The following is a 14,895-nucleotide window of genomic DNA, read 5'->3' as shown; positions in this document are numbered from 1 at the left end:
TTCCGTCATTGGGGCTTCCACGAGGTGGCAAAGGAGGCCGAGGCGCGGCCTTCCGCCTCGCGGACCGCTTCCAGCTCGGCGATCTTCTGGTCGATGACCCGGCGGTCGATCATGCCGTGCGGGTTTTCGCGGGTCGGCATGGTTTCGGCGACATGCAGGAACCGTTCCTGCGCCACCGAATAGAGCCGGCGCAGTTCGCCGAGCGGATCGGCGTGATCGTCGGCATTGATGCGCAGCCAGGGATAATCCTGGTCGCGATAGAGAACCATGGCGGCAGACTGCTTGCCGCGCTTGTCGCCGCCGGCGGCCTCGCCTGCATCCATGGCGGCCAGCAGGCGCTCGGCGAGCGGCGCGCCTCCGTCCGCCTTTTGCCTGTAGACCCTAAGCGTCTCGGCGATCACCTGCGGCCCCGCCAGCATGTTGCCGGCAACGGAGACGTTGTCGTCGACCAGATGGCCGGCCCAGTCGACGCAGATCTCGCCGGTATAGGCGGCGTTGCGGCCGTTGGCGTCAATCAGGTGGAACTGGCGCTGGCGCCGGCCGTCATCGCGCGCCGTCAGCACCTCGACGATCTCCTGCGGGCTCTTGCCTTCTTCCAGCAGCTTCAGTCCGTCCGTGCCGTAGAGCGGACTGACGAAGGCCTGGGTGGCAACGGCGCCTACCCTGCCCTTGATATGCGGCACTGCGGCGCCGACCGCGAAGAAGCGGCTGGCGACGGCGATGCCGAAATGACCCGTCGCGGGGTCGCGTGCGACGATCGACCAGGTCATGGCTTATCTCCCGACCGCGTAAGCCTGCATCAAGCGCGGCGTTGCAGCTGCCCGCAACAATCCGTCCGCGTCGCGGCGTGCGGCGGTCAGCCGGCCGACGCTCCAGGGATCGGCAACGGTGATCTGGTGGCCGCGGCCGCGCAACTCGGCGAGCACGTCGGTACCGATATTGCTCTCCACCATGATGTGTCCCGGCTGGCTGGTGCGCGGATAGAAGGAGCCGGGAAAATGCGTGGTGTGGAACAGCGGCATGTCGATCGCCGCCTGCAGGTTCGGCTTGTGGTGGACGTATCGCAGGAAGAACGGCAACTGCCATTGATCCTGCTGGTCGCCTCCGGGCGTGCCGAACACCAAAGTCGGACGGCCCTCATGCAGGGCCAGCGACGGAGTGAGCGTCGTGCGCGGACGTTTTCCCGGTTCCAGCGAGGTCGGCAGGCCGGGTTTCAGCCAGAACATCTGGGCGCGGGAGTTCAGGGCAAAACCGAGGCCCGGCACGATCGGCGAGGACTGCAGCCAGCCGCCCGACGGCGTGGTCGAGACCATGTTGCCCCAGCGGTCGATGACGTCGATATGGACCGTGTCGCCGCGCTTCTCCGTGAGATGCGACATGGTCGGCTCGTAGACCGCGCCCTTGCCGCTCACTTCCGCCAGCATGCCCATGGTGAGGTCAAACTGGTGGTCGTAGCCGGGCACGCGGCCTGGCCGCAGCTCCAGCGAGGCTTCCTTGCCGATCAGCTTGCGGCGCTCGGCATTGTAGCCTTCCGACAGCAGGTATTCGGTCGGGATCTGCGCGAAATCCGGGTCGCCGTAATAAACTTCGCGGTCGGCGAAGGCGAGCTTCATGGCCTCGACGACAATATGCACGAAATCCGGTCCGGCCGGATCCATCGCCGAGAGGTCAAAGCCCTTCAGCAGCGCCAGCGACTGCAGAAGCACAGGCCCCTGCCCCCAGGCCGGCGTCTTGGCGACGGTCCAGTCGTGATAGTCATAGGTCTGCGGCGCCTCGACGGTCGCCCGCCAGTTGGCCATATCGTCGGCGGTCAGCACGCCCTTGTGGCGGGCGCCGCTCGCATCCATGACTTCGGCCGTCGAGACATAACGGTCGATCGCCTCGGCGACAAAGCCGCGATAGAAAGCGTCCCGAGCGGCCTCGATCTGGTTTTCGCGGCCGGTCTTGGCTTCAGCCTCGGCGATGAGACGCTTCCAGGTCTCGGCAAGCACCGGGTTTTTGAAGTTGCTCTGCGCTTCGGGAGCCACGCCGCCCGGAAGCCAGGTAGCGTAGGATGTCGGCCACTCGGTCTCGAAGAAGCTCGCCAGCCCCTTGATGGTGGCGGAAACGCGGGCAAGCATCGGGTGGCCGTGCTCGGCGTAATAGATCGCCGGCTCGAGCACGTCGCGGACGCTCATCGTGCCGTAGTCGCGCAGCATCAGCATCCAGCCGTCGAAGGCGCCGGGGATGACGGTCGCGAGCAGGCCGTCGCCGGGGATCAGCTTCAGGCCTTCCGACGCGTAATGCTCGATGGTGGCGTCAGCCGGCGCCGGCCCCTGGGCGCAGATGACTTCGACCTTGTCCTTTTTCTTCGAATAGAAGACGGCTGGCATGTCGCCGCCCGGGCCGCAGAGATGCGGCTCGACGATCTGCAGCACGAAGCCGGTTGCAACGGCCGCATCGAAGGCATTGCCGCCCTTTTCGAGGATCGCCATGCCGACGGCCGAAGCGATCCAGTGGGTCGAGGTGACGACCCCGAACGTGCCGAGGATTTCCGGCCGTGTGGTGAATTCAGTCATGGGTATAGGTCCTTTCACATCACGCTTCGCGCGGTCATCATGCTTCGCGGGGATCCAGCGCATCGCGCAGGCCATCGCCCAGGAGATTGAAACCAATAACGACGAGGAAGATCGCCGCACCCGGCCACATCGCCATCCAGGGCGCCTGGCTCAGGAAGTTCTTGGCGACGTTCAGCATCGAGCCCCAGGACGGGGATGGCGGCTGCTGGCCGAGGCCGAGGAAGGAAAGGCTCGCCTCGGCGATGATCGCGGTTGCGATCGTCAGCGTCGCCTGGACGATGATCGGGGCAAAGACGTTGGGCAGGATGTAGCGGGTCATGATTTCAAAGTGGTTCAGGCCAACGGCACGTGCGCCTTCGACATAATCCTCCGTCTTGACCGCCAGGACCTGACCGCGGGTCAGCCGCACGAAGATCGGCATGGCGGACAGGCCGATGGCGATCATCGCATTCATCAGGCTCGGGCCCAGGAATGCGGCGAGCGCGATCGCCATGATCAGGAAGGGCATGGCGAGCAGCGCCTCGGTGATGCGCGAGATCACCATGTCCACCCAGCCGCCGAAATAACCGGAGACGAGGCCGAAGGGCACGCCGATGCCGACCGCGATGACGACGGAGAACACCCCGGCCATCAGCGACGCCCGGGCCCCCCAGATCATGCGGGACAGGATGTCGCGGCCGAGATCGTCGGTGCCGAGCCAGTGCATGGCCGAAGGCGCCTTGCGGATCGCCGTCCAGCTTGTCGCGACGGGATCGATGATCGGCAGGATCGGCGCGCTGGCCGCGAGGATTGCGAAGAACAGCACGAAGACTGCGCCGACGAGCGCGCTCCGGTTCTTCTTCATCTTTCGCCATGCGCGGCTCCTGTCGCGCTTGGCTGCCGCAACCGGCGGCGCTTGGTCGATCGTGGTCATAGGGTGGCCCTCAGACGCGGATTGAGGAGGACATAAAGAACGTCGGCGAAAAGGTTCATCAAGATGAAGCCGACTGCCGTGCACAGCACGACGCCCTGCACCACCGCGTAGTCGCGGTTGAAGACGGCATCGACGATCAGCTTGCCGAAGCCCGGAATGGTGAAGATCTGTTCTGTCAGGACGGCGCCGGCCAGCAGTTCGCCAAACAGCAGCGCCGACAGCGTCACCACCGGCAGAAGCGCATTGCGGAAACTGTGGCTCAGAATGACTTCCCGCGGAGAAAGCCCCTTGGCGCGGGCGGTGCGGATATAGTCGGCGCTGAGCACGCCGATCATCGCCGAGCGGGTATGACGCATCAGGGTCGCGGCCAGCGCATTGCCGAGTACGAAGGCCGGCATGACCATGGTCTGCAGGGACCGGACAGGATCGACGAAGATCGACTCAAAGCCCGAGGCCGGCAGCCAGCCAAGCTGCACCGAGATCAGCAGGATGAGCATGATGCCGAGCCAGAAATTCGGGATGGACAGGCCGGTCAGCGCCAGCACATTGGCGATGTAATCGATAAACGTGTTCTTCTTGACCGCTGCCAGGATGCCGATCGGAATGCCGATCAGCATGGCGAAGAACATCGCCATGACGGCGAGCTGGATCGTCACCGGCAGCTTCTGGAGGATCAGTTCCAGGACCGGCTGGTTGGTGCGCAGCGAGATGCCGAAGTCACCGGTCAGGACACCGCCGAGCCAGTAGAAATACTGGAAGACGACCGGATCGTTCAGCCGGTATTTGTCGCGCAGGAATTCGATGACCGTCGGATCGCGCTCCTCGCCGGCCATCGCCAGAATGGGATCGCCGGGCAGCAATTTCTGCAGTGAAAAGACAAAAATGGAGATGATCAGCAAGGTCGGTATGGCGACCAGCAGACGCTTTCCGATGTAGACAGGCATGACGCCGTCCCCCGTTGAGCAACATTGTTACAAAGTGATGCGGAAAAGTGCCGCATGGGTCCACTCCCCACGCGGCACGGGAGGCTTAGCCCTTCTTGACGCCTTGCAGGCGGATCATGCCGTCAGGATTGGGCACGAAACCCGTGACGTTCTTCTTGTAAGCCCAGATCCACGACTGATGACCGAGATAGATGACCGGCATGTCTTCGTTGAGGATCACTCCCGCAGCATCGTATTTCTGCTTGCGGACCGCGTCGTCGGTCGAGGCGCGCGCTTCGTTGAGCAGCTTGTCGACGTCCGGGTTGCAGTATTTCACGTCGTTGATACCGCCCTTGCAGGTGATGAACTGATGGATATTGCCATCCGGATCGACACGGCCGGACCAGTCGGAGCGGCTAAGCTGAAAATTGCCGCGGGTCTGCTCTTCGAGCAGCGTCGCGAACTCGGTCGACTTCAGGCTGACGTCGAAGCCGGCTTCGGCGACCATCGACTGCAGGATCTGCATCATCTGCTGGGCAACCGGGTTGTTCGGAATCTGCAGCTCGACCGGGACACGGTCGAAACCGGCGGCCTTGATCAGAGCCTTGGCCTTGGCGACATCGCGGGCGGGAACCGGGATTGCCTTGTTGAACCACGGGCTATTCGGCGGGAACGGCTGATTGCCGCCAACGGCGGTGCCTTCGTAGACGATCTGATTCATGGCGTCGCGGTCGATCGCCAGCGAGAAGGCCTGGCGCAGGCGCTTGTCCTTGCCGAACGGATTGTCGGCACGCGCGCCGTTGGCGATATTGGCGTAGAGCGCCATGTATCCGATGTTGACGGTCGCATCGTATTTCAGGCCCGAATTGCCCTTGACGGCGGTAACGTCGGTCGGAGCCAGACGCTCGATGAAGTCAAGGTCACCCGACTGCAGGTTGGCAAGGCGCACGGTCGTATCCGGGATCGGCAGGTATGTGACCTTGTCGACGAAGATCTTGTCCTTGTTCCAGTAATCCTTGAATTTTTCGAGCACGATGCGGTCCTGCTGGACGCGCTCGACAAACTTGAACGGGCCGGCGCAGACAGGCTTGGAGCCGAAATTGGCGCCGAGCGCCTTGGCGGCGGTCGGCGAGACGATCATGCCGGCGCGGTCGGAGAGTTGGGCGAGCAGCGTCACGTCGGGAGCCTTCAGCGTGAACTTGACTTCCAGCGGACCAGATGCCTCGACCTTGGCGACGGACGTCAGTTCGCTCTTGCGGCGAGATTCCGGCAGGGTCATATTACGTTCGATGGTGGCAACCACGGCGGCGGCATCGAGCGGGGTGTCGTCATGGAACTTGACGCCCTCGCGGATCTTCATCGTCAGTTCCTTGCCGTCGGCGGACCATTTCCACTCAGTGGCGAGTTGGGGAACGATCTTCAGGTCGGGCGAAACGTCGACCAGCTTGTCGCACAGCGCAGTATAGACGATACGTCCGACGAAGGTGCGGGACTGGGCCGGATCGAGAACGTCGGCATCGTCCTGCAGCCCGATGCGTAAATCGACCGCAAGCGCCGGAAAGGCGAAAAGCGCGCCGGCCAGCAGCGCGGTCGTAAGCTTGGTAAGTCGCATCATGATGAACATTCCTCTCTTGTTTTTAGGTTCCTGTTTTTAGTCTTGGCCGGTTTCCGGCTTCCGGTGGTGGGCCGCATGGCGGCCATTCAGCTTGCTTCGCTGAGCGATCCCTGTTCCACGGAGCCAAGGGACGTCGCGCGGATGAGCCGCTCCTGAAGCATCAGCAGGTGTTCGCGCATCGCCTCCCCTGCCCGTACCGGATCACGTTCGGCGATCGCCTCGATGATGGTCTTGTGCTGCGCAAACGAGATGTTGACCGCGTCGCCGCTCGAACGGGCGCGCTCGCGGATCGCCCGCCATGCCTCGTCCTGGCGGACACGATTGATGACGTCGAAGATCGACAGGAAAAGCTGGTTGCCGGCGCTCTGGGCGATCAACCGGTGCAGCGTTCCATCCCACAGTTCGCGGGCGTCGGCATCGCTGCTCTCGATGATCTTCAAGGCGATCTCTTGCATCTTGACGATATCCGCCGGCTTGGCACGCATGGCCGCCAGCTGGGCGAGCTGCGGTTCGATCCTCAGACGGACTTCCATGATCTCCATGAAGTCCGTGCCGGCGACGATCGCGCCCACATGGTTGCTCCACTCGCTCGGCCTTTCGCCGATAAAGGTGCCTGAGCCCTGGCGACGCCAGATTAGGCCTTCGGATTCGAGCACCTCGAGTGCACGTCGCACCGCGCGCCGGCTAATGCCCAGCATATCGGTCAACGCCCGTTCGGTCGGCAGGCGGCCCTCAGAACCGAATTCCCCCGCCCTTAAAAGCTCCCTCAGGCGATCCAGCGCATAGCTCGAATTGTCATGAGCCTCGCCGGCTTTGTCCTGTACCATTTATCGTACCAATTTCTGATTGGTCCGAATGGACGGCATTTCCTGACCTCCGTCAAGTTAATTTTTCGGCAATTCTTGCAGTGCACAAAATTGATGCATGCAGATTGAAATCAAGGCTTGGACGGGCCGCAATCAAAACTTTAGAATAGGCGGCTACAAAGGGATTCGTGAGTGCTGCCGCATTGCGGCAGCCGTCAGATTCGGAGCGGAGCATCCCATGAACCAATACGACCTCATCGTCGTCGGCAGCGGACCGGCCGGTCGCCGCGCGGCCATCCAGGCAGCCAAGCTCGACAAGAAGGTTCTGGTCGTCGAACAGGGCAAGAGGGTCGGAGGCGTTTCTGTCCATACGGGCACGATCCCGTCGAAGACGCTGCGCGAAACGGCGCTCAACCTGTCCGGCTGGCGCGAGCGCGGCTTCTACGGCAAGGCCTATCGGGTCAAGCAGGAGATCAGTGCGGAGGACCTGCGTCGTCGCCTGCTGATCACGCTCGACCACGAGGTCGAGGTGCTGGAACACCAGTTCGCCCGAAACCGCGTCCAGAGCATCCGTGGCAAGGCGACTTTCGTCACGCCCGACACGATGGCAATCGCCAAGGACGACGGCGACGTCATGCACGTCATGGGCAAATCGATCCTGCTCGCGGTGGGCACCAAACCCTTCCGTCCCGACTACATGCCCTTCGACGGCAAGACGGTTCTCGACAGCGACGAGCTGCTCGAAATCGAGCAACTCCCCCGTTCGATGGTGGTCATCGGCGCCGGCGTTATCGGCATCGAATATGCGACCATCTTCAGTGCCCTGGATACCGCCGTCACCGTCATCGATCCGAAATCGACCATGCTCGACTTCATCGACAAGGAAATCGTCGAAGACTTCACCTACCAGCTGCGCGACCGTAACATGAAGCTGCTGCTCGGCCAGAAGGCGGACAAGGTGGAACGGCTGCCGGACGGCAAGGTTATGGTGCACGTGGACAGCGGCCGCCAGATCATTACCGACATGGTGCTGTTCGCCGCCGGCCGCATGGGCGCCACCGACACACTGAACCTCGCCGCAGCCGGCCTCGAGGCCGACAGCCGCGGCCGCCTCAAGGTCAATCCCGAGACCTTCGAGACCTCCGTTCCCAACATCTATGCCGCCGGCGATGTCGTCGGCTTTCCGAGCCTCGCCTCGACCTCGATGGAACAAGGCCGCGTCGCGGCGCGCGTCGCCGTCGGCGCGATTGCCAAGGAACCGCAGAAATATTTCCCCTACGGCATCTATGCCGTGCCGGAAATCTCCACCTGCGGCCTCACCGAAGAGGAAATGAAGGAGCGCGGCATTCCCTACGAATGCGGCATCGCCCGCTTCCGCGAGACCTCGCGCGGCCATATCATGGGCCTCGATACCGGCCTCCTGAAGCTGATCTTCTCGCTGAAGACCCGCCGCCTGCTCGGCGTCCACATCGTCGGCGAAGGGGCGACTGAACTCGTCCACATCGGCCAGGCAGTCCTGAACCTCAAGGGCACCGTCGAATATTTCGTCGAGAACACGTTCAACTACCCGACGCTCGCCGAAGCCTACAAGATCGCCGGCCTCGACGCCTGGAACCGCATGGGCGAAGGCCCGAAGGAAGCACCGGTCGCAACCTCCCAGTCCACGGACACGACCGCGACCACCACGGAACCTGCCAGCGAGAAGAAAAAATCCGCCTCCAAGTGAGGCGGTAATTCTCGCCAAGCCGTCCGATCAAACGAAAAAAAGCCGCCCCGAAAGGCGGCTTTTTCTTTGGTGTCGCGGAACCGCCCCGAAGGGCAATTCATCAACGCGAGTAGAATTCGACGACCAGCTGCGGTTCCATGATAACGGCGTAAGGAACGTCGCTCAGGCCCGGAACGCGGGCGAAGGTGGCAACCATCTTGTTGTGGTCGGCTTCGATATAGTCCGGAACGTCGCGTTCAGCGAGCGAAACGGCTTCGAGAACCGTAACCATCTGCTTCGACTTCTGGCGGACTTCGATGACGTCGCCGGCCTTGCAACGGTAGGAACCGATGTTGACGCGAACGCCGTTGACGGTGACGTGGCCATGGTTGACGAACTGGCGGGCAGCAAAGACCGTCGGAACGAACTTGGCGCGGTAGACGATCGCGTCGAGGCGCGATTCGAGCAGACCGATCAGGTTTTCCGAAGTGTCGCCCTTGCGGCGGTTGGCTTCGTCATAGATCGAGCGGAACTGCTTTTCGCGCAGGTCGCCGTAATAGCCCTTGAGCTTCTGCTTGGCGCGCAGCTGCACGCCGAAGTCGGAAAGCTTGCCCTTGCGGCGCTGGCCGTGCTGGCCCGGGCCGTATTCGCGGCGGTTCACCGGGGACTTCGGACGACCCCAGATGTTTTCGCCCATACGGCGGTCGATCTTGTATTTGGACGATTCGCGCTTGCTCATCGTATTTCCTTATCAAACGGTTACACCGACTTGCTGCCAAGCCGGATCAAGGAAACACGCCCTCCTCTGAGCCCTGATTTAAGAGCTCTGACAGGTCTCTCACGAAAGCGTTCGGAGAAAACCACGGGACATGTCAGTGAAACACCGGGTCTTTCGGCCCGGCGTTGGCGCGGTGTTTAGGCGGATGTCACAGGAATGTCAACTGCACCGGTCTCTTAACCTTTCGGCAAGGCTGTCCGCAGGCTTTTTTGACGGAACAGGGGGTTCGTACCATCTTAAGGAAAGGAGGTGTCGTGTCATGAAATCGAAACTCTGGAACAGCCCGATCAGGATCGAGAATCCCGAAACCGGCATGGTCCGCACCGTCAAGACGGTACGCGAGGCAAAAACAGTCCTCGACCGCTTCTGGCCGGACTATCACGGCAGTCAGCATCATCTGGCGGAACAGGTTTGCGACGAAGCACTGAAGGGAAAGTCGAGGCCCTCGGAAGCCCGGCGCGCCTTTATCGCCGCAGCGGTGGAAGCGCATTTTCACATCCACTGACGGCTTATTCGGCAGCGGCCCTCGCCTCGCCCTCATCCGGCGCATCGGCGCTGCCGGGCGCGGTCTCCGCCTGCAGATCCGGGAAGGCAACGATGCGTTTGCCCGAAAAGTTAGCATGCACGACGATCAGCCCCTGTTCCTCGAAATAACCGAGCAAGCGACGGGCGCGACGCGCCGAGTGGGTGCCGTAGGCCCGGGCGATCCGTGCATCCGACGGGCATGGTTCGCCTGATATCGCCGCCTTCGCCATCAGCAGGAAAACGCCCTGCAGGTCATCCGAAACGGCTGATGACAGCGACAGCGCTGTCCCCCAGGCCTCGCCGGAAGCGGTTTCCACGTCGACGCCGGAACGGGTGATTGCCGTGCGGCGGCGGAATTCACCGAGCGAGAGCGGCGGACCCGGCAGGCGCCGCATCCGGGCGCGTACCAGAAAATCCTGATATAGGACGGAATCCGTCCGGTAGGCGGATTGCGGATCGTCGAGAATTTCGGACAGGACGGCGGACAACCGTTCTTCGCGCTCTTCGGCGGACAATTCCGGCTGGGCGACACGCGGCTCCTGCGGTGCCGCCACCGCTGATGGCGTCGAGCGCGACAGTTCGGCCAGGATATCCGTCGTCGGCCGCGGCGCCGGCGGGGCGCGGCGGACCATCGGCCGGGAAAATTCTTCCGGATCCGGCGTGAAGATCAGGTCCTCAACATCCTGCGGCGCATCCGGCAGCGGCATCAGCTTGGGGCTCGAAGAGCGTGCCGAGGTCTCGACCGTACCGATGACGATCGGCAACGGCCGGCGCGACAGAGCCGGGCCAAGGGCGACGAAATTGCCACGTTTCAGATCGCGAAACATTTCCGCCTGGCGGCGATCCATGCCGAGCAGATCGGCGGCGCGGGCCATGTCGATATCGAGGAAGGTGCGGCCCATCAGGAAGTTCGAGGCTTCGGCCGCGACGTTCTTGGCGAGCTTTGCCAGCCGCTGGGTCGCGATGACGCCGGCAAGGCCACGTTTTCGGCCACGGCACATCAGGTTGGTCATTGCACCGAGCGAAAGCTTTCTGGCGTCTTCCGACACATCGCCGCCGACCGATGGCGCAAACATCTGCGCTTCGTCGACCACGACCAGAACCGGATACCAGTATTCGCGATCGGCATCGAACATGCCGTTGAGGAAGGCGGCGGCGGCGCGCATCTGCTCTTCGAGATCGAGGCCTTCGAGCGTCAGGACGCAGGAGACGCGATTCTTGCGGATGCGGTTGGCGATGCCGGCAAGCTCGGCTTCGCTGCGCTCGCCATCGACCACGACATGGCCGAATTTTTCAGAGAGCGTGACGAAATCGCCTTCCGGATCGATCACCACCTGCTGCACCCAGGGCGCGGACTGTTCCAGAAGGCGGCGCAGGAGATGTGACTTGCCGGAGCCGGAATTTCCCTGCACGAGCAGACGGGTCGCCAGAAGCTCCTCGATATCGAGCTTGGCCGGATCGCCCCCGGACACAATTCCCATATCGATGCCGACCTGCAATGCACTTACCTCGTATGCTGTCTCTTCGCGGTGACCGTTAGAAGCCGCGACTCCGGAACTCTAACAGAGATCGGGATTCGTTTCGCCGGGCAAGATCGAAAATGCACAGGCCTTTGGGAGCTACTCGAAATTGAGCTGCCAAGAGATGCCGAAACGATCCTGAAGCCAGCAGAATTTCCGGCTGAACCCGTAATTGTCGGTGGGCATCAGGAACATCCCGCCCTCGCTCAGGGCTCCGGCCAGCCGCGTGAGCTCCTCTTCCGCCTCGCATTCCACAAAAAAGGAAAAGGACGGCGTGAAATCGAAGACATGTTTTACCGGGCTGTCGATACAGACCACCTGCTGGCCCGCGACCTCGAAGGTGGCGCGAAACACGCTGCCTTCCGGCCCCGCCTCGCCCGGTCCGTAACGCCTGATGTCGACGATCCTGCCAGCCGGCAGCACCGAGGTATAAACGGTGATCGCCTCTTCGCAGGTGCCGCCCTGGAACATCAGGAAGGGCCGGACGGATTTCACTGGACCAGACATCGGGTTCTTCCTTTACGAAGCGGCCCTTCGGTAGAGCGCCAGAGACCCCGCGAGCGCCAGAAGCGCGCCACCACAGAGCCGGTCAAGCCAGAGCGCGCCTTTCTTCTTCAACAGATGCACCGCCCGCGAGCCGAGCAACGCATAGGCGAACATAACGGCGAAATCGATGAGCGCAAAAACGAGCGCCAGGATCGCATATTGCGGAAACTGCGGCGCCTCTGGCGCTATGAACTGCGGCAGGAAAGCCGAGAAGAACAGGTATCCCTTGGGATTGGTAACCGCGACAAGGAAGCTCTTCAGGAAGATTGACGTTGCGGAACCCGAACCGGCCGCGGCATCGCCTGCCGTTACGTCAAGCGAGCCTTTCGAGCGCAGAAGCATGAACCCGAGAAACGCGAGATAACCGGCACCCAGCCATTTGACGACCGAGAACCAGAATTCTGAGGCTGCCAGCAGAGCGCCGAGGCCGAGAGCCACTGCGCCGATCAGCGCGAAATCGGAGATCATCGCACCGGCCATGCCAGGCAGCGCACGGCGCAGACCATAACGCGAGCCGTTGGTGAGCGCCAGGAGAACGGTCGGCCCGGGCGTGGCGATGCCAATGAACGCGACGATCGCAAAGGCGAACAGGGTAACGTTACTCATCGCTCTTCTCCTACCAGAGGTGCCGGCCATCGATGACCGTGTGCGGCCATTCCTCGGCGTCGAAGTCGTCGAACAGCCGGGCGTTCACGGCGATACGCCGGGTCTTGCCGTCCCAGGTGCCGTCCATCTGGAAATCCGGGCTGTCGCTATAGGTGGCGCAGCCGCATGTGCCGCAGAAATGATGCGCCACCGTTTTGGTGTTCCACCGATAGACCTTGTCATTGGCGGCATCGGCGGTGACCTTCACCTGCTTCGGCTCGTAATAGGCATGCAGCGCGCCGCGCCTGGAGCAGAAGGTGCAGGTGCAACGGGTGAGTGCCTGTGGCAGTTCGCCCTTGATCTCGAAAACGGTCTCGCCGCAATGGCAACGCCCGGTGATCATCAACTGTTCCTCCTTGACGAAGCTCAGACGGCTGCCCGCTTGAAGCCGACCGACAGCAGCCCGGCGCCGATCATCAGCGAACCGCCGGTGCGGTTGACGATCCGCTGGACCTTCGGCTTGCGGATCGTGTTGCGGGCCATCGAGGCCAGCAGGCCGTAGAGCGTGGCGTTCAGGGTCGCGAGCACCAGGAAGGTCACTTCGAAGACCACCATCTGGAAGAACAGGGGCTGGCTGAGGTCCAGGAACTGCGGCAGGAAGGCCACGAAGAAGACAATGCTCTTCGGGTTCAGTGCGGTGACCACATAGGTATGCAGGAAAATCTTGAACGGCTTTACCGACGTCACTTCGGCTTCGCCGAGATCAGCGGCCCGTTCGGAAACCGGCGCGCGCCAGAGCTTGATACCGAGATAGATGAGGTAAGCAGCACCCACCCATTTCAGCACCGTAAAGAGCGCTGCAGAGGTCGCAAGCAGAGCACCCAGCCCGAGCATGGACGCGGTCATCGCCGTGAAGTCACCCAGCGCCGTGCCGGCAACCGTTGCGGAGGCCACCTTGCGGCCATGGCTCAGCGCATAAGAAATGACGAGCAGGATCGTCGGCCCCGGAATGGCTAGGAGAACCGACGAAGCGGCGACGAAAGCGAGCCAGTGTTCAAGCGACATGCGAATGCTCCTCCATGGAATAGAGGGAGCAAGCCACCGATTTTTTCAGTTTGCAAGTGGGTTCTTGGCAGGCATTGCTTTCGCGATCAGGCCGCCTTGGTATCCAGAGGGCGAACCGGCGGCTGCTCGCGTTCCATGGCCTGCGCCAGGTCATAATTCGCCTGCATCGACAACCATGCGCGGGCAGTACTGACGCCCGCTCGCTCCAGGCGGACCGCCAGATCAGGGCTGATCCCTGCGCGTCCATGCAGCACGCGCGACAGAGCAACCCGTGACATGCCGAGACGCGTCGCCGCTTCCGTCACCGACAGACCGAGCGGGACAAGCACGTCCTCGCGCAGAAGCTCACCGGGGTGCGGAGGAGATTTCATCATCGTTACGGCTCCTTTCAGTGGTAATCTTGATAATCGACGAGTTCGACGTCCGGGCTGACAAAACGAAACGTCACCCGCCAGTTGCCGTTGACCCAGATCGACCAATGGCCTTTCAGGTTTCCTTTGAGCGGATGCAGCTTGAAGCCAGGCAAGTTCAAATCTTCCGGACTGACTGCGACATCGAGCAGGCCCAGAATGCGCGCCAATTTAGCCGCATGAGCGGCCTGAATGCCTTTCGTCGTACCGGAACGGTAAAAAGCCTCGAGTCCCTTGTGCCGGAAGCTGACGATCATGGCTCACCGTATCGCGTATCGCAACGCGATACAAGCTTGACTATGCGGTCCGGCGGTGGAGTCGTATGTCGGGAAGAGATGCCCTCTCCAGTATCCGCGATCCTCTTCCGGTGTGTAAAGCTGAGCCAACCAGGGCAGCCGCTCGTCGAAGGAAGTACGGTGAACGCTCGCAGCGGCCGCCATATCGTCACGGCAAAGCTTGCGGAAGACGACCGTCATTCTTTCAGCTCCAGCCATAGAATCCTCCACGAGAGGCCCCGGCGGCAAGTCCCGCCGGGGACCCATCTCAGTCCTTTCACAGCCGGAGGTCCCAAAGGTTGAACCGGGCATTGCCGCGGTCGTCCTCGAGTTCGGGGAAACCGACATCGCGGCGCATCCGGTTGGAAAGATCAGAGATCTGGTTCCGTTCTTGACGACGCCTCCAGACTGCCAGGAGCAGTGCGCCAGCAGTCTTCCAGACGCCATGCTCGCGGCAGAGTTCATGAACCGCAGCCGAAAGGGTATCAGCAACTATAAATTGTGATTCACGCATGATTTTCCGTCCCGGCGCATGTCGCGATCAGGTCCTCTGAGATGAAGAAAGACGTGCGGATGCGGACGAGGAAACGCGGTAAATCGCGTCGTCAGCCGGTCACGTCAGATCAATGGGAAAAGTGCCAAAACGGCGGAAATCCAGCCTTACACAGCCT

The 14,895-nt window shown here is 62.2% G+C and carries 18 protein-coding genes; 2 read left to right on the top strand and 16 right to left on the bottom strand.

Going from position 1 to position 14,895, the window contains the following annotated elements; genetic code table 11:
* Positions 1-5: 5 nt before the first annotated feature.
* The 6 genes from ACZ9IU_RS09740 to ACZ9IU_RS09715 all read right to left on the bottom strand — a co-directional run bounded on the left by ACZ9IU_RS09740 (position 6) and on the right by ACZ9IU_RS09715 (position 6,836).
* A complete protein-coding gene (locus ACZ9IU_RS09740) occupies positions 6-770 on the bottom strand; it encodes a DUF1028 domain-containing protein (protein ID WP_038542465.1) in 765 nt (254 codons plus the stop codon).
* Between the two features lie 3 nt (positions 771-773).
* Positions 774-2,558, bottom strand: coding sequence for a gamma-glutamyltransferase family protein (locus ACZ9IU_RS09735; RefSeq protein WP_038542463.1), 1,785 nt, complete (start codon positions 2,556-2,558; stop codon positions 774-776).
* Positions 2,559-2,595: 37 nt separating this feature from the next.
* On the bottom strand, positions 2,596-3,471 hold the full coding sequence (locus tag ACZ9IU_RS09730; protein WP_038542461.1) for an ABC transporter permease: 876 nt from the start codon (positions 3,469-3,471) through the stop codon (positions 2,596-2,598).
* The gene (locus ACZ9IU_RS09725) at positions 3,468-4,415 is read right to left on the bottom strand and encodes an ABC transporter permease (RefSeq protein ID WP_038542458.1); all 948 of its coding nucleotides are present in this window, start codon (positions 4,413-4,415) and stop codon (positions 3,468-3,470) included. The genes ACZ9IU_RS09730 and ACZ9IU_RS09725 overlap by 4 nt, the downstream gene beginning before the upstream one ends.
* Positions 4,416-4,500: 85 nt before the next feature.
* Positions 4,501-6,006, bottom strand: a complete 1,506-nt coding sequence (locus ACZ9IU_RS09720) for an ABC transporter substrate-binding protein (RefSeq protein ID WP_038549106.1) — start codon at positions 6,004-6,006, stop codon at positions 4,501-4,503.
* Between the two features lie 89 nt (positions 6,007-6,095).
* On the bottom strand, positions 6,096-6,836 hold the full coding sequence (locus tag ACZ9IU_RS09715) for a FadR/GntR family transcriptional regulator (protein ID WP_038542456.1): 741 nt from the start codon (positions 6,834-6,836) through the stop codon (positions 6,096-6,098).
* 217 nt (positions 6,837-7,053) lie between these two features.
* Here ACZ9IU_RS09715 and sthA point away from each other — a divergent pair, with 217 nt between their 5' ends.
* Entirely contained in the window at positions 7,054-8,541 is a 1,488-nt protein-coding gene (gene sthA / locus ACZ9IU_RS09710) for a Si-specific NAD(P)(+) transhydrogenase (RefSeq protein WP_038542454.1), read from the top strand.
* A 100-nt stretch (positions 8,542-8,641) separates the two neighbouring features.
* Here sthA and rpsD read toward each other — a convergent pair whose 3' ends face one another.
* Complete coding sequence (gene rpsD, locus ACZ9IU_RS09705) at positions 8,642-9,259, bottom strand: 30S ribosomal protein S4 (protein ID WP_038542451.1); 618 nt, start codon at positions 9,257-9,259, stop codon at positions 8,642-8,644.
* Between the two features lie 298 nt (positions 9,260-9,557).
* On the opposite strand from rpsD, the gene ACZ9IU_RS09700 reads away from it, so the two are divergent.
* Positions 9,558-9,803, top strand: a complete 246-nt coding sequence (locus ACZ9IU_RS09700) for a DUF982 domain-containing protein (RefSeq protein ID WP_038542449.1) — start codon at positions 9,558-9,560, stop codon at positions 9,801-9,803.
* A gap of 4 nt (positions 9,804-9,807) precedes the next feature.
* Here ACZ9IU_RS09700 and ACZ9IU_RS09695 read toward each other — a convergent pair whose 3' ends face one another.
* The 9 genes from ACZ9IU_RS09695 to ACZ9IU_RS09655 all read right to left on the bottom strand — a co-directional run bounded on the left by ACZ9IU_RS09695 (position 9,808) and on the right by ACZ9IU_RS09655 (position 14,738).
* Positions 9,808-11,322 (bottom strand): helicase HerA domain-containing protein, encoded by a 1,515-nt coding sequence (locus tag ACZ9IU_RS09695; protein WP_038542446.1) that lies wholly within the window; start codon positions 11,320-11,322, stop codon positions 9,808-9,810.
* Between the two features lie 120 nt (positions 11,323-11,442).
* On the bottom strand, positions 11,443-11,850 hold the full coding sequence (locus tag ACZ9IU_RS09690; protein WP_173426745.1) for a VOC family protein: 408 nt from the start codon (positions 11,848-11,850) through the stop codon (positions 11,443-11,445).
* Between the two features lie 12 nt (positions 11,851-11,862).
* Positions 11,863-12,495 (bottom strand): LysE family translocator, encoded by a 633-nt coding sequence (locus ACZ9IU_RS09685; protein ID WP_038542445.1) that lies wholly within the window; start codon positions 12,493-12,495, stop codon positions 11,863-11,865.
* 10 nt (positions 12,496-12,505) lie between these two features.
* Complete coding sequence (locus tag ACZ9IU_RS09680; RefSeq protein ID WP_038542443.1) at positions 12,506-12,877, bottom strand: GFA family protein; 372 nt, start codon at positions 12,875-12,877, stop codon at positions 12,506-12,508.
* A 23-nt stretch (positions 12,878-12,900) separates the two neighbouring features.
* On the bottom strand, positions 12,901-13,539 hold the full coding sequence (locus ACZ9IU_RS09675) for a LysE family translocator (protein WP_038542440.1): 639 nt from the start codon (positions 13,537-13,539) through the stop codon (positions 12,901-12,903).
* Between the two features lie 86 nt (positions 13,540-13,625).
* Positions 13,626-13,913, bottom strand: coding sequence for a HigA family addiction module antitoxin (locus ACZ9IU_RS09670; protein ID WP_038542438.1), 288 nt, complete (start codon positions 13,911-13,913; stop codon positions 13,626-13,628).
* Positions 13,914-13,927: 14 nt separating this feature from the next.
* On the bottom strand, positions 13,928-14,206 hold the full coding sequence (locus tag ACZ9IU_RS09665; protein ID WP_038542436.1) for a type II toxin-antitoxin system RelE/ParE family toxin: 279 nt from the start codon (positions 14,204-14,206) through the stop codon (positions 13,928-13,930).
* 3 nt (positions 14,207-14,209) lie between these two features.
* Positions 14,210-14,425: a hypothetical protein gene (locus ACZ9IU_RS09660; RefSeq protein WP_157885114.1), complete on the bottom strand. Its 216-nt coding sequence runs from the start codon at positions 14,423-14,425 to the stop codon at positions 14,210-14,212.
* A 76-nt stretch (positions 14,426-14,501) separates the two neighbouring features.
* The gene (locus ACZ9IU_RS09655; protein ID WP_038542432.1) at positions 14,502-14,738 is read right to left on the bottom strand and encodes a hypothetical protein; all 237 of its coding nucleotides are present in this window, start codon (positions 14,736-14,738) and stop codon (positions 14,502-14,504) included.
* Positions 14,739-14,895 lie beyond the last annotated feature (157 nt).

This window comes from Mesorhizobium sp. USDA 4132, from assembly GCF_056279545.1.
This window is presented reverse-complemented; position numbering and strand designations above follow the sequence as displayed.

Excerpts from the sequence above, each read along its gene's own strand:
- ACZ9IU_RS09740 (WP_038542465.1), bottom strand. The coding sequence starts at position 770 with ATGACCTGGTCGATCGTCGCACGCGACCCCGCGACGGGTCATTTCGGC.
- ACZ9IU_RS09735 (WP_038542463.1), bottom strand. The coding sequence starts at position 2,558 with ATGACTGAATTCACCACACGGCCGGAAATCCTCGGCACGTTCGGGGTC.
- ACZ9IU_RS09730 (WP_038542461.1), bottom strand. The coding sequence starts at position 3,471 with ATGACCACGATCGACCAAGCGCCGCCGGTTGCGGCAGCCAAGCGCGAC.
- ACZ9IU_RS09725 (WP_038542458.1), bottom strand. The coding sequence starts at position 4,415 with ATGCCTGTCTACATCGGAAAGCGTCTGCTGGTCGCCATACCGACCTTG.
- ACZ9IU_RS09720 (WP_038549106.1), bottom strand. The coding sequence starts at position 6,006 with ATGCGACTTACCAAGCTTACGACCGCGCTGCTGGCCGGCGCGCTTTTC.
- ACZ9IU_RS09715 (WP_038542456.1), bottom strand. The coding sequence starts at position 6,836 with ATGGTACAGGACAAAGCCGGCGAGGCTCATGACAATTCGAGCTATGCG.
- sthA (WP_038542454.1), top strand. The coding sequence starts at position 7,054 with ATGAACCAATACGACCTCATCGTCGTCGGCAGCGGACCGGCCGGTCGC.
- rpsD (WP_038542451.1), bottom strand. The coding sequence starts at position 9,259 with ATGAGCAAGCGCGAATCGTCCAAATACAAGATCGACCGCCGTATGGGC.
- ACZ9IU_RS09700 (WP_038542449.1), top strand. The coding sequence starts at position 9,558 with ATGAAATCGAAACTCTGGAACAGCCCGATCAGGATCGAGAATCCCGAA.
- ACZ9IU_RS09690 (WP_173426745.1), bottom strand. The coding sequence starts at position 11,850 with ATGTCTGGTCCAGTGAAATCCGTCCGGCCCTTCCTGATGTTCCAGGGC.
- ACZ9IU_RS09685 (WP_038542445.1), bottom strand. The coding sequence starts at position 12,495 with ATGAGTAACGTTACCCTGTTCGCCTTTGCGATCGTCGCGTTCATTGGC.
- ACZ9IU_RS09680 (WP_038542443.1), bottom strand. The coding sequence starts at position 12,877 with ATGATCACCGGGCGTTGCCATTGCGGCGAGACCGTTTTCGAGATCAAG.
- ACZ9IU_RS09675 (WP_038542440.1), bottom strand. The coding sequence starts at position 13,539 with ATGTCGCTTGAACACTGGCTCGCTTTCGTCGCCGCTTCGTCGGTTCTC.
- ACZ9IU_RS09670 (WP_038542438.1), bottom strand. The coding sequence starts at position 13,913 with ATGATGAAATCTCCTCCGCACCCCGGTGAGCTTCTGCGCGAGGACGTG.
- ACZ9IU_RS09665 (WP_038542436.1), bottom strand. The coding sequence starts at position 14,206 with ATGATCGTCAGCTTCCGGCACAAGGGACTCGAGGCTTTTTACCGTTCC.
- ACZ9IU_RS09660 (WP_157885114.1), bottom strand. The coding sequence starts at position 14,425 with ATGACGGTCGTCTTCCGCAAGCTTTGCCGTGACGATATGGCGGCCGCT.
- ACZ9IU_RS09655 (WP_038542432.1), bottom strand. The coding sequence starts at position 14,738 with ATGCGTGAATCACAATTTATAGTTGCTGATACCCTTTCGGCTGCGGTT.